Below are 13,899 nucleotides of genomic sequence, written 5' to 3'. Positions count from 1 at the left end.
ACGACAGCATGCAACCTCAAGATAAACAAGAAGCACTAATCAAAGCGTTTAAATCGTTATTAAAAGAAGAAAACTTCGGCTCACAAGGTGAAATTGTAGATGCATTAAAAGAGCAAGGCTTTGATAACATCAGCCAGAGTAAAGTCTCGCGCATGTTGAGTAAATTTGGTGCGGTACGTACTCGTAACGCGAAACAAGAAATGGTGTATTGCTTACCGGCCGAAATGGGCGTACCAACGGCGAAAAGCCCGTTGCGTCAGCTTGTTATCGACATTATGCATAACGAAATGATGATCATTATTCGCACCAGTCCAGGGGCTGCGCAGCTTATTGCACGTTTACTTGATTCATTAGGTAAAGCAGACGGTGTGCTAGGAACCATTGCAGGTGACGATACTATTTTTATCGCCCCTGCAAAAGTGTCTGAAATTGATGTTACGCTTGAGCGTGTTCGCACCTTATTCGATACTGTTTAAAGTTGCTTTAGAAAATTCACTGACGGGGCGAAAAATGCCGAACCCATATCAGCTTGTGTAAAATCAAGCCAATGATCATAATGCTCGCCCTGCCCTAAACGACTTTTCAGTACGTGTTCAAATGAGTCACCTTGTGCGGCACACGACACCATGAGTATGCCCTGTTTGTGAACGTCGCCAAATGGCATACTCTGATTGAGTAATAGCGGCAGACCATGCTCATCTTTGAGCTCTGATCTCACTGCATGGCTCGTTTCAATTGCCGGCACAACTAAGGTATTATCAAGGCGAGTACGCCCCATTATTTGCTCTTGCTCTGATAAAGACAAGTACTGCCACACCGTTAGATCGTGGACAAACCGCTGCACATGAATATAACTACCTTGATCTTCAAAATGCCCTGGTTTATTGACTAGTGCCGTACTGCGTTTTTGTCTACCGTGAGGTGTGTCGCCGGCGTAGATAAAACCATTAAAATCTCGCCCATCCAAAAAGCGAAAGTTACGAACTTGCTCCACTAGCTCAACATCCGGTGTAAACAATTTTAAAATTTGCAGGGCAAATAAATGATTGACGTCTTCACGGTCAGAGCGAATTTGCACAAATAAATCGAACGGTTGTGCGCTTACAACATGTTCACTGTGTGTGACATTTGGAAAGCTTTGTAATTGACTTGGAATAAACTCAGGCAATATATGCGGCCAATATTGCGCCCCAACAGCAACAACACAAGACAGCATAGCCTCAGAGAACTGATCAGAAAATTCGTCTTGTATTACATTTACACGCTTTAGTTTTTTTCGTAATGACTCATCGTGGCCATCATAGACGTTAAAAAACAGGTGCAAACCATGTAAGTTTGCTTCAGCACAAATCCCAGATTGCGCTTGCGCCATAGTGAATCCTTAGCTATTCATTATCAGGCACACAATCAACAATTTAGGATTTCACATCATGTTTAATCTCGAAAAAAATTGACCGTGTGCGGCATTATTTTTATTTTTACTGGCTGTTCGACCGAGAAAACGTGGTCTTGCTCTGCGGCCACTTCGAGCTCCTGCCCTGCAATATTAATACGGTACACATAACGCGTGCCGATAAAACGTCTTTGCAAAATAGTTAAGCCTTGAGCATCGCCATTTTCTGCTTTACACAACTGGATATGATGAGGGCGCACATAAATTTGACCTTGTACGCAATCATGGTTACCTGCATTGGTTGACGATACAACCCCGAACACCGTCTCATATTCAGTTGCGGTTAATGCTTTTGCCGTTAAGTATATGCCCGTACCAAGAAACTCTGCAACCACCTTTGAGTTAGGTTGGCTAAATAACTGCTCAGCAGAGCCTTGTTGGGCTATTTTTCCACCATGCATAACAGCAAGTGTATCAGCAAAGGCAAACGCCTCTTCTTTTGAATGGGTAACAAATACCGCAGAAACTTTTTGCGCTTTGATAATCCGACGAATATCGGCAATTAGCTCAAACCTTACTTGGGTATCAATATTTGAAAATGGCTCATCAAGAAGTAACAAACTTGGTTTATAAGCAAGTGCACGGGCAATCGCGACTCGTTGCTGTTGGCCACCTGAGAGCTGGTGAGGATATCGCTTGGCACAACCATCAAGCTTAACTAAAGTGAGCATCTCGTTCACTCGCTGACGTTTTTGCTCTTTACTCATCGTGTTGAGACCAAACGCAATATTGTCACTCACTGTAAGATGAGGAAATAACGCATAATCTTGAAACATCATGCCGATATTGCGCTTTTGGGGTGCAACAAAAACCCCATTATCGTTCACAATATTAGAATCGATACTCATGTAGCCTTGCTCAGGCTGCAAAATTCCCGCGATTGCTTTTAGGGTTGTGGTTTTGCCACAGCCACTGGCCCCTAATAAACACACTATTTCGTCTTGCTTCACATTGAGGCTTAACCCACTCAAAACCTTAGTGCCATTGTACTGATAAGCTAAGTCTTTAATTACTAAATGGCTCATGAGTGATGTTGCTCCATCGAACGATTAACGAAATACAAAGGAATAAGCCCCACTAAAACAATCAATAACGCTGAAATTGAGGCAAGCTCCAACTGCTCATCACTAACATACTGAAACACATGGGTTGCCAGTGTTTCAAAGTTAAATGGCCTTAATAATAATGCGGCGGGCAGCTCTTTCATGCATTCAATAAAGACTAACAAACCTGCGGTAAGAATGCCGCGTTTTAACAAGGGTAAATGAACTTTACGCAAAGTTTGCAATGGCCCCTTCCCCATTGATTGGCTTGCCATATCTAACGACGGGCTTATACGTAAGAAGCTGCTTTCAAGTGCCCCATGCGCAATCGCATAAAACCGCACAACATAAGCAAATATCATCGCAAATAAAGTGCCACTCAAAAGTAACCCAGGCGATAAGCCAAAAGGCTCAAGCCAGTTATTTAATGCATCATCTAATTGAGTTAGAGGCAACAATACCGCGATGGCTAGCACGGTTCCAGGCAGAGCATAGCCAGTACTTGCTAAACGGCCTGGGATCAAAGGGTAAGCGTGTTTAGCAATCCGCTGATAAAACAAGACCAGTAAGCTCAGTAAAATGGTTACTAGGCTCACCACAATCGCTACTTTAAAACTTTGCCAAGCGTAACTAAAAAATGCTCCATTCCATGCTTCATCGGCATACACAACGGCGTATTTAACTAACACTCCAACCGGCAAGATAAAAGCCAGTACCAGTACGACTGTGCAAGCTAAGCTTGCAGCCCATGCAGTACCGCCTTTTAAGCGATAAAGTGTTGCGCTATTAACACTAGATTGGCGCTCATACACGGCTTGATTGCGACGGCTAAAGCGCTCAACCATGATAGTTAAAAATAAAATGAGCAGCATAATACCCGAAATTTTCGCTGCAGCGGTTAAAGAGTAATAACCAAGCCACGTATCGTAAACAGCGGTCGTGAGTGTGCTCACGGCAAAGTAGTTAACTGTAGCAAAGTCGGCCATCGCTTCCATACTGATCAAGGTAATACCCGCGACAATCGCACCGCGTCCAAGCGGTAAGCTCACCCTTAAAAAGCTTTGTATTGGCGAAAGCCCCATAAGCTGACTTGCTTGTACTAATTTAAACGACTGCTCTCGAAGTGCCGTTTTGAAAATCAGAAATAAATAAGGATAAAGCACCAACGCAATCATCACGATCGCCCCAGTTAAAGTGCGAATATCAAAAAACCAGTAGTCATCCGGTGATTGCCAACCAAACCACTCTCTTAAGGCTATTTGCACAGGTCCCGCATAATCAAGTAGGTCAGTGTAAACATAAGCAATTAAATAGGTGGGCATTGCTAAGGGCAGCATTAACGCCCACTCAAACTGTTTTCGCCCAGGAAAGTCACAATAAGCCGTTAACCAAGCTAGCGGCAACGCAATAACACAACTTAAAAGCCCCACTCCTAAAATGAGCAATAACGTATTACGGGTATAATCCCACAGCACCGTATCGAAAAGGTGCTGAAATACATCCGAATCCCCTTGTAGAGATTCAAATAACAAAAAACCTAAAGGTGTAACAAGCAGCAGGCCAATTAGCCAAGCTAAAAGCTGCCAACGCGACAGCGAAAACTTCACATGCATAAGTGGATTAATACCAGATAAAATAAAAGCTGTTAAAAAACAGCTTTTATAAAATACGAGGAATATCCTCGTTATAAATCAAACTTCACTTCATCAATTAGCTTCAGTGCCGCTGGACGATATTTACTAATTTCATCAAGTGGAAGGCTATCTTCTTTAAACTCACCCCATGATGCAACCATCTCAGATAATTCAACCCCATTTTTTACTGGGTATTCCATATTGACTGAGGCATACATATTTTGTGCCTTATTGTCGGTCATATACTCAATCAGTTTCAAGGCATTTTCAGGGTTTTTGGCGTATTTCGTCATTACCACACCCGATACATTAATATGTGAGCCACGATTAGTTTGGTTAGGAAAGTTAATATGAACGGCTTCTGCCCATGATTTTTGCTGTTCATCTTGCATCATTTTGCCAAAGTAGTAACTGTTACCTAAAGCGATGTCACACAAACCTTCTTTTACAGCTTTTACTTGAGCACGGTCATTACCCTGAGGCTTACGAGCAAGATTCGCCTTTACACCTTCCAGCCACTGCTTTGCTCCTGCCTCTCCATGATGAGCAATCATAGAGGCCACTAAACCTAAATTATAGGGATGTTTACCCGAACGTGTGCATAGCTTACCTTTGTATTTAGGATCAGCAAGGTCTTCATAAGTTAGCTCAGGTAATGCCCCAACACGTTCTTTAGATGAATAAACATTACGAACACGCTTTGTAAGCGCAACCCATTGTCCATCACTATCGCGAAATGTACTTGGCACATTAGCACTGACAACATCGCTTTGAATCTTTTGGGTTAAGTTAAGATCTTCTAACTGAATAAGCGCACTAAAATTTGAAGTGAGCACAAGATCAGCCTTGCTATGCTTTCCCTCACGTTTCACACGCTCGATGAGTCCTTTTTTCGCAAACACGACATTCGTTTTGATCCCTGTTTGCTTAGTAAAATCATCTAAAATAGGTTTAATCAAAAAAGGCTGACGAAACGAATATATATTTACAACATCAGCTGCAAACACAGGTGTGCTTAACAAAGCTGTTAATAATACTAAGGCTTTCTTTCTCATTTTATAGCACCTAAATAATAACGATTCTCAAGTATTTTACCTAGACTGAAGCGAAATTACACCTGTTTTACTCACAATCAAGTTATGCCTATCGCTATTTAGGAATTTACCTGTAAGACATATCTCACCTGCATGACAGTTATTGAGTAAAAAACACAGGTTAACACTGCAAATAAAAAAGCAACCATTTGAAAATAAAGGAATTTATATTTATTGCAATAAAATAACGCTCTATTTATGCATGATTTTAACCTACCAAGGCTTGGCTAACTCTCTATAATTACTTACATCAACTAAGCAAGACGCTTAATGAGTAAACGGAAGAAAATACATTACTCATAAAACCGAGGATTTAGGTTCATAAGGAAATAAAGGAAACAAGGACAGGCTCAGGAAGAGTAACGCAATGGAATGACAACCTACGGACAGCATCAGGATGATGTGGAAAGGCATAACAACAGGATGTTGTTATACAGGACGTTAAAAAGTGGAACAAAGGACAGGCTGTAAGGGCATCGCAACTGAGTTGCTAATAAAAGGATAGCGTTAGGATGACGCGTAAAGGACAGGTAAAGAATTTACCAGCAAGGATGTAAAGGACTAAAAAGGAAGCAAGGCTGGATTGCCTTAAATTGCACAGAACCAATAAGTAAAGTGCAATGGCATGGATTGGCGAAGTTTATGGAGTTGATTAGGTTCAATTGCAGGATGCAAAAAATTAAGAAGATTCCGCAAGCGCGACTAGCGATAGTACGCGCTTTTCTTTTGCCTAAAATTTAGTAAAGAGTTATTGCTCTGGGCGTCCCTTATTTCGCTTACCAAGTAAATACGCATCTCTGAACTTAATAAAATGATCTTCTAGCTTTTGCGTAGCATCCACTTCACCTGCAAGCGCAAGCACCATAATAGCAACCTCTGCTGTACCAAGCTGATGTTCATGTGGGGCAACACGCAGTCGATAATCAGAAAGCTTCTCAGGGGTAATCGAAAGCACGGGCAAATTATCTAAATAAGGACTTTTACGGATCATTTTTTTTGCTTCGCGCCAAGTACCATCTAAGAAGATAAACAATGGGCGCTTGCCATCCACAGGGGTTACTTCGGTGATCACGCGCTCTTCATCATCTACATCACTGGCAGGAAAAATAACCATAGGCTGATATTGTGAGTCTGCCAACAAGCTCAGTAAGGCTTCATCGGGGGTGGTTCTATCCCATTTAAAGGCATGATTATCTGGCACGATTTCAGCAATTAAACGGCCAGTATTTGACGGCTTAAAACTCTCATTGTGATACATAAGTAAGCAGACTGCCGCATTACACTCGGCCTGTTCAACACCTTCACAAATACAATAATGCTCAGCAAGCAGACAGCGCTCACACCGTGTTAGCTTTGCGCCACGAGCTTTAAATTCACGACGCGACTCAGCCATTTGTTTTGCGCGAAGTTCTAAAACGGAGTTATTTGAGATTGTAGCCACTGCATTTACCAGAAAGTTGAACGGCGCGTATTGTAGCTAAAAATAAGGGGAATAGAAATCAGCGATTAAAAAACAAAAACCCAGTCAAAGCTGGGTTTTTAAAGCTATTAGTCAAAAGAACTTACTTCTTTTTAACGGCTTTTTTGTTTGGAAGGTCAGTGATTGAACCTTCGAAGATTTCAGCAGCTAGACCGATTGATTCATTTAACGTTGGGTGAGCGTGAATAGTTAACGCTAGGTCTTCACCGTCTGCGCCCATTTCAACTGCTAAGCCGATTTCACCTAGCATTTCACCTGCGTTGATACCAACCATAGCACCACCGATAACACGACCTGAGTCTTTATCGAAGATTAGCTTAGTTTGACCTTCGGTACGTGCTGAAGCGATAGCACGACCAGATGCTGCCCAAGGGAATACAGCTGTTTCGATGCTTAAGCCTTGCTCTTTCGCTTCTTTCTCAGTTACACCAACCCATGCGATTTCTGGATCTGTGTATGCGATTGAAGGAATGCACTTAGGATCGAAGAAGTGTTTCTGACCAGAAATAACTTCAGCAGCAACGTGAGCTTCGTGAACCGCTTTGTGCGCAAGCATTGGTTGACCAACGATGTCACCGATAGCGAAGATGTGATCAACGTTTGTTTTAAGCTGCTTATCAACATTGATGAAGCCACGCTCATCAACATTAACACCTGCTTTGTCAGCATCAAGTAGTTTACCGTTCGGCGTACGGCCAACAGCAACAAGTACTTTATCGTAACGTACAGGTTCAGCCGGAGCATTTTTACCTTCAAATGTTACATATAAACCGTCGTCTTTTGCTTCAACGCCAGTTACTTTAGTAGATAGCATTACGTTAAACTTGTTCTTAACGTATTTCTGGTAAATCTTGATAACGTCTTTATCAGCTGCTGGAACTAATTGATCAGCAAACTCAACAACGTCGATTTCAGAACCTAGTGCACGGTATACAGTACCCATCTCAAGACCGATGATACCACCACCTAAAACAAGTAGTTTCTCAGGTACATCTTTAAGCTCAAGCGCGCCAGTTGAATCGATTACACGGTCATCTTCAGGGATGAAAGGTAAGTTAACAGGCTGAGAACCCGCTGCAATAATAGCATTATCGAATGTGATAGTTGTTGTACCGTCTTCACCTTCAACAGCAAGTGTGTTGCTACCAGTGAACTTACCGTAGCCACTTACTACTTTCACTTTACGCATTTTAGCCATGCCGTCTAGGCCGCCAGTTAACTGACCAATTACAGACTCTTTCCAATCACGGATTTTATCTAGGTCGATTTCAGGCTTACCAAAAGTAACGCCGTGAGATGACATTTCTGCCGCGTCATCAATCACTTTAGCTACGTGTAAAAGTGCTTTTGAAGGAATACAACCCACATTAAGACAAACACCACCTAATGTGTTGCGAGATTCTACCAATGTAACTTCTAAGCCCAAGTCAGCAGCGCGGAAAGCCGCAGAATAACCACCAGGACCACCGCCTAGTACAACAACTTGAGTTTTTAATTCGTTGCTCATGCTATTACCTTAAATGTTTGAACGGGACACTGCCCTAAGTTTAACTGCCATGTTTCTGCAAGGCAGAAAGGGAGAGCAGATATCTATACCAAGATTGTTCTATAGCAAAGATTGTATCATTGCCAATGGTAAAAATCCCAGCAAAAAACAACTTGCTGGGATTTGATTCTTATAATTTACGAGACGATTACATCACTAATTGACGGATATCGCTCATGTAGCTTGCTAGCGTCACAGTAAAGCGTGCTGCTAAGGCACCGTCAATTACCCTATGGTCGTATGACATTGATAATGGAACCATTAACTTAGGCTCAAATTCTTTGCCATTCCACTTAGGCTTCATCTCTGATTTAGAGACACCTAAAATTGCGACCTCAGGTGCATTCACGATAGGTGTAAATGCTGTACCACCGATACCACCAAGGCTTGAAATTGTGAAACAACCGCCTTGCATATCAGATGACGTTAGCTTGCCATCACGTGCTTTAGCCGACACCTCCATTAACTCACGAGAAAGTTCAATGATGCCTTTCTTATCAACATCTTTAAATACCGGAACAACTAGACCGTTTGGCGTATCAACGGCAACACCGATATTGATGTACTTCTTCAAGATTAAGCTTTCGCCATCTTCAGACAGTGAAGAGTTAAACGTTGGGAATTCAGCAAGTGCTTTAGCCGCCGCTTTCATCACAAATACCAGTGGCGTGATTTTAACACCTAGCTTTTTCTTCTCAGCAAGGGCGTTTTGCTCTTTACGGAATGCCTCTAAGCTTGTGATATCCGCTTCATCAAACTGTGTAACGTGCGGGATTTGTACCCAGTTACGGTGTAAGTTAGCACCTGAAAGTTTTTGAATACGAGAAAGTTTCTTCTCTTCGATTTCACCAAATTTAGCAAAATCAACTTTCGGCCAAGGGATAAGACCTAACTCACCGCCACCAGCATTGCCTTTGCCAGCATTACCTGATTCAACTTGCTTAACTAGCTCTTTCACATAGTTTTGCACGTCTTCTTTGACAACACGGTTTTTACGACCTGTGCCTTTTACGTTTGCTAGGTTAATACCAAACTCACGCGCTAAACGACGTACAACAGGCGATGCATGTGCATACGCTTTGTTATCCGCAAACTCTTCTTTGCTTGCTTTAGCCGCAGCTGGTTTTGCAGCAGGTGCAGATTCAGCTTTTGCCGCTGGTGCAGGTGCTGACTCTTTTTTAGCTTCTGGCGCTGCTTTAGCACTGCCAGCGACTTCAAATACAAAGATAAGTGAGCCAGTTGATACTTTATCGCCCGCTGCTACTTTGATTTCTTTAACTGTGCCAGCAAATGGCGCAGGTACTTCCATTGATGCTTTATCGCCTTCAACGTTTAAGATTGATTGATCTTCTTCAACCTTATCGCCAACAGCAACCATCACTTCGGTAACTTCAACTTCATCACCGCCGATATCAGGCACATTCACTTCTTTAGTGCTTGATGCGGTTTCAGCTGGCGCTTTTTCTGCTGGTGCAGACTCAGCAGCAGGGGCGTCAGAGCCACTTGATGCAGTTTCAAAAACGAAGATTAAAGAGCCAGTTTTCACTTTATCGCCAGTGGCGATTTTGATCTCTTTAACAGTACCTGCAAATGGTGCTGGTACTTCCATTGATGCTTTATCGCCTTCAACGCTCAGTAAAGATTGCTCTTCTTCAACCGTGTCACCTACCGCAACCATGATTTCAGTTACTTCAACTTCATCATCGCCGATATCTGGCACAGTCACTTCTTGTGACGCTGAACCTGAAGATTGCTTAGCAGGCTCTGCTTTAGCTTCTTCTTTTGTGTCAGAAGATGCAGAAGCTTGCTCTTCACCTTCGAAGATCATGATAAGTGAACCGGTTGTCACCGTGTCACCTTCAGCAACTTTAATTTCTTTAACCGTACCTGCTTGTGCAGCAGGTACTTCCATTGATGCTTTGTCGCCTTCAACCGTTAATAACGATTGATCAACCTCAACCTTATCGCCAACGCTAACAAGGATTTCGGTTACTTCAACTTCATCGCCACCGATATCTGGTACATTAATTTCAATACTCATTGGAACCTCTTATGCGTATAGCGGGTTTACTTTGTTTGTGTCGATGTCGAATTTCTTGATTGCTTCAACAACCACTGACTTTTCAACTTCACCACGTTTAGCAAGCTCAGATAATGTTGCAACCACAACATAGCCCGCATTAACTTCAAAGTGACGACGTAGGTTTTCACGGCTATCAGAACGACCGTAGCCATCTGTACCCAATACTTTATAGTTGCTGCTTGGTACAAATGAACGAACTTGCTCAGCATAGTTCTTCATGTAGTCTGTTGCTGCAACAGTCACAGAGTCACCTAATACATTGGTGATGTAAGCAGTTTTTTGCTCTGCTTCTGGGTTAAGCATGTTGAAACGCTCAGCGTCTTGACCGTCACGTGTTAGCTCATTGAATGAGGTTACAGAGAATACATCAGAACCAATGCCATACTCTTCGCTCAGGATCTGTGCTGCTTTACGCACTTCAATCATGATAGTACCTGAACCCAGTAACTGCACTTTTGCTTTATCACCAGCTACCGTTTCAAGTTTGTAGATACCTTTACGAATACCTTCTTCAGCGCCTTCAGGCATTGCTGGTTGATGGTAGTTTTCGTTCATTAGCGTTAGGTAGTAGAACACGTTTTCTTGGTCTTCGCCGTACATGCGACGAATACCGTCTTGCATGATGACCGCAACTTCGTATGCGAATGTCGGGTCATAAGAAATACAGTTAGGAACCGTGTTAGCAAGAATGTGGCTGTGACCATCTTCGTGCTGTAAACCTTCACCGTTTAGTGTAGTACGACCTGCCGTAGCACCAAGTAAGAAACCACGTGCTTGTTGGTCACCAGCCATCCACGCCATATCACCTACACGTTGGAAACCAAACATTGAGTAGTAGATGTAGAATGGGATCATTGGTAAATCGTTAGTGCTGTATGATGTTGCAGCAGCAACCCATGATGACATTGCACCTAATTCGTTGATACCTTCTTGTAGTACCTGACCTGATGTTGCTTCTTTATAGTAAGAAACGATGTCACGGTCTTGCGGCGTATAGTTTTGGCCATGCGGGTTATAAATACCGATTTGACGGAATAAACCTTCCATACCAAACGTACGCGCTTCATCAGCAATGATAGGAACGATGTTTTTACCAATGCCTTTGTCTTTTAGTAACACGTTAAGTGCACGTACAAAGCCCATTGTTGTAGAGATGTCACGTTTTTGCTCTTCAAGTAGTGGCTTGAACGCGTCAACTTCTGGCAATGTTAACGTTTCAGAAAACTTAGCAATACGCTTAGGTGTGTAACCTTGTAGCGCTTCACGACGCGCATGTAGGTACTTGTACTCTTCAGAGCCTTCTTCAAGTGTTAGATATGGTAAATCTTTAATTTCTTCATCAGACACTAAGTCTTGTAGACCTAAACGTGCACGTAGGTGCTCAACATGGGTCATATCCATTTTCTTAACTTGGTGCGCGATGTTTTTACCTTCAGCCGCTTCACCCATGCCGTAACCTTTTACAGTTTTAGCAAGGATAACCGTTGGACGGTCTTTGGTTTCTTCCGCTTTTTTGAATGCAGCGTAAAGTTTTGATGGCTCATGACCACCACGCTTAAGTGCGAAAATCTCTTCATCAGTCATATCAGCAACAAGCGCAGCTGTTTCTGGGTAACGACCGAAGAAGTGTTCACGAACGTATGCACCGTCTTTCGCTTTATATGTTTGGTAATCACCGTCAATGGTTTCGTTCATTAATTGTAGTAATTTACCTGTTGTATCTTTAGCAAGTAGGATATCCCAACCACTACCCCATACAACTTTAATTACGTTCCAACCTGCGCCTTTGAATAGGCCTTCAAGCTCTTGAATGATCTTACCATTACCCATTACTGGGCCGTCTAAACGCTGTAAGTTACAGTTGATTAGGTAACATAGGTTATCTAGCTTCTCACGGGCAGCGAATGAGATTGCACCACGTGATTCTGGCTCATCCATCTCACCGTCGCCTAAGAAAGCGTACACACGTTGGTTTTTAGTGTCTTTTAAGCCACGACCATCGAGGTATTTTAAGAAACGCGCTTGGTAGATAGATGCAATTGGACCAAGACCCATTGATACCGTAGGGAACTGCCAGAATTCAGGCATTAATTTAGGGTGTGGGTATGAAGGAAGACCTTTACCATCCACTTCTTGACGGAAGTTGTCAAGCTGCTCAGCCGTTAAACGACCTTCAACAAATGCACGGGCATAAATACCAGGAGAAATGTGGCCTTGATAATAAACTAAGTCACCGCCATCAACATCGTTTGGTGCTTTAAAGAAGTGGTTAAAACATACTTCATAGAATGCAGCAGAAGACTGGTAAGACGCCATATGGCCGCCTAAGTCTAGATCTTTTTTCGACGCACGTAATACGATCATGATCGCATTCCAACGGATGATTGAACGAATACGACGTTCAATGTTTACGTCACCTGGGTAAGCAGGTTCTTGATCTACCGGAATGGTATTAACGTAGTTAGTGGTTGTGCCAGTAGGCATATCAACACCGTCTAAACGGGCTTGCTCTAACACTTGCTCAAGTAAAAATTGAGCACGTTCTACACCTTCTTCACGCACAACAGATTCAAGGGCTTGTAACCACTCTTGTGTTTCTAGCGCGTCTACGTCAATTTTATTGACTTCAGACATATGGAGGTTTCCTTATGTTTAAAATACTAATTATTTTAATAAATCTTAAATTAAGTAGTTAACTAAACTTAGCTAATCACTTGCTTAATGTTGTTTGGTGCGTCTTAAACTACGTTCAATCCGCGAATGCTCTTTGCCAGCCTCAAGTAAGGCTTCTTCGATAAAGGCTAAGTGAGCATTACTAGCAAGACGTGCTTGCTCTGGGTTTCCTTCTATAACCGCATCCATCAAAAACTGTCTGTGCTCAGCAAGCTTTTGACTAATATGTGGTTTTTTTAACAATACAGTTAAATTTTGTAATACATTTTGTTCAAGCAATGCCTGCATACCGCGTACTAAATGCAGTAATACAACATTGTGTGATGCTTCAGCGACACTAAAATGAAAAGCATTAATTGCTTTCGCTTTTTGTACAATGTCATCATTCACAAGCGCAATATTGTCAAAACTCTGTTTTACTTTTTTGAAATCATTCGTCGTACCGCGCATAGCCGCATAGTAAGCAGCAATCCCCTCTAGTGCATGACGAAATTCAAGTAAATCAAATTGTGACTCGGGATGTTTACTAATCAAATCAAAGAGTGGATCAGTAAGCCCTTCTTCAAGCTGATTTTTTACAAATGTCCCACCACCCTGACGGCGCGTTACCAACCCCTTCGCCTCTAGCTTTTGAATCGCTTCGCGCAAAGAGGGACGCGACACTTCAAACTGTTTTGCTAACTCACGTTCAGGAGGCAACTTTTCGCCCGGTGCTAACGACCCCTCAAGAATCATATTCTCAAGTTGTTGTAAAATTACATCAGATAATTTTGCAGCTTTAATTTTTAAAGACATTTATCAACGTCCGCATTGTTTAATGCTAAGCCCACTAAATACAGGGTGTTTAGCCTTGCATCTTGACCAAAAGGTAAATTGGTCATACCAAATTTGAT

At 42.4% G+C, this 13,899-nt stretch carries 10 protein-coding genes; 1 reads left to right on the top strand and 9 read right to left on the bottom strand.

The features are described 5' to 3' along the window. Positions 1-8 precede the first annotated feature (8 nt). Positions 9-476, top strand: a complete 468-nt coding sequence (gene argR, locus L0Z67_RS02950) for a transcriptional regulator ArgR (RefSeq protein ID WP_062570079.1) — start codon at positions 9-11, stop codon at positions 474-476. Here the strand turns inward: argR and L0Z67_RS02945 are convergent. The 9 genes from L0Z67_RS02945 to pdhR all read right to left on the bottom strand — a co-directional run bounded on the left by L0Z67_RS02945 (position 473) and on the right by pdhR (position 13,801). After that, the gene (locus L0Z67_RS02945; protein ID WP_062570078.1) at positions 473-1,372 is read right to left on the bottom strand and encodes a Dyp-type peroxidase; all 900 of its coding nucleotides are present in this window, start codon (positions 1,370-1,372) and stop codon (positions 473-475) included. The two genes, argR and L0Z67_RS02945, sit on opposite strands and share 4 nt — an antisense overlap. 62 nt (positions 1,373-1,434) lie before the next feature. Beyond that, positions 1,435-2,478 carry an ABC transporter ATP-binding protein gene (locus L0Z67_RS02940; protein WP_237114816.1) on the bottom strand — a complete coding sequence of 348 codons (1,044 nt, stop codon included), beginning with the start codon at positions 2,476-2,478 and terminating at the stop codon, positions 1,435-1,437. Next, positions 2,475-4,109, bottom strand: coding sequence for an iron ABC transporter permease (locus L0Z67_RS02935; RefSeq protein WP_237114815.1), 1,635 nt, complete (start codon positions 4,107-4,109; stop codon positions 2,475-2,477). The genes L0Z67_RS02940 and L0Z67_RS02935 overlap by 4 nt, the downstream gene beginning before the upstream one ends. Before the next feature lie 71 nt (positions 4,110-4,180). Further along, complete coding sequence (locus tag L0Z67_RS02930; RefSeq protein ID WP_193988328.1) at positions 4,181-5,185, bottom strand: Fe(3+) ABC transporter substrate-binding protein; 1,005 nt, start codon at positions 5,183-5,185, stop codon at positions 4,181-4,183. A 787-nt stretch (positions 5,186-5,972) separates the two neighbouring features. Then, on the bottom strand, positions 5,973-6,617 hold the full coding sequence (locus L0Z67_RS02925; RefSeq protein WP_276529641.1) for a tRNA-uridine aminocarboxypropyltransferase: 645 nt from the start codon (positions 6,615-6,617) through the stop codon (positions 5,973-5,975). 169 nt (positions 6,618-6,786) lie between these two features. Beyond that, positions 6,787-8,211, bottom strand: coding sequence for a dihydrolipoyl dehydrogenase (gene lpdA, locus L0Z67_RS02920; RefSeq protein ID WP_062570074.1), 1,425 nt, complete (start codon positions 8,209-8,211; stop codon positions 6,787-6,789). Positions 8,212-8,398: 187 nt separating this feature from the next. After that, positions 8,399-10,291, bottom strand: coding sequence for a pyruvate dehydrogenase complex dihydrolipoyllysine-residue acetyltransferase (gene aceF / locus L0Z67_RS02915; RefSeq protein ID WP_237114814.1), 1,893 nt, complete (start codon positions 10,289-10,291; stop codon positions 8,399-8,401). 9 nt (positions 10,292-10,300) lie between these two features. Then, a complete protein-coding gene (gene aceE / locus L0Z67_RS02910) occupies positions 10,301-12,967 on the bottom strand; it encodes a pyruvate dehydrogenase (acetyl-transferring), homodimeric type (RefSeq protein ID WP_062570072.1) in 2,667 nt (888 codons plus the stop codon). Between the two features lie 84 nt (positions 12,968-13,051). Continuing rightward, positions 13,052-13,801, bottom strand: a complete 750-nt coding sequence (pdhR, locus tag L0Z67_RS02905) for a pyruvate dehydrogenase complex transcriptional repressor PdhR (RefSeq protein ID WP_062570071.1) — start codon at positions 13,799-13,801, stop codon at positions 13,052-13,054. Positions 13,802-13,899 lie beyond the last annotated feature (98 nt).

Source organism: Pseudoalteromonas sp. PB2-1, assembly GCF_045040605.1.
Classification (GTDB): domain Bacteria; phylum Pseudomonadota; class Gammaproteobacteria; order Enterobacterales; family Alteromonadaceae; genus Pseudoalteromonas; species Pseudoalteromonas arabiensis.
This window is presented reverse-complemented; position numbering and strand designations above follow the sequence as displayed.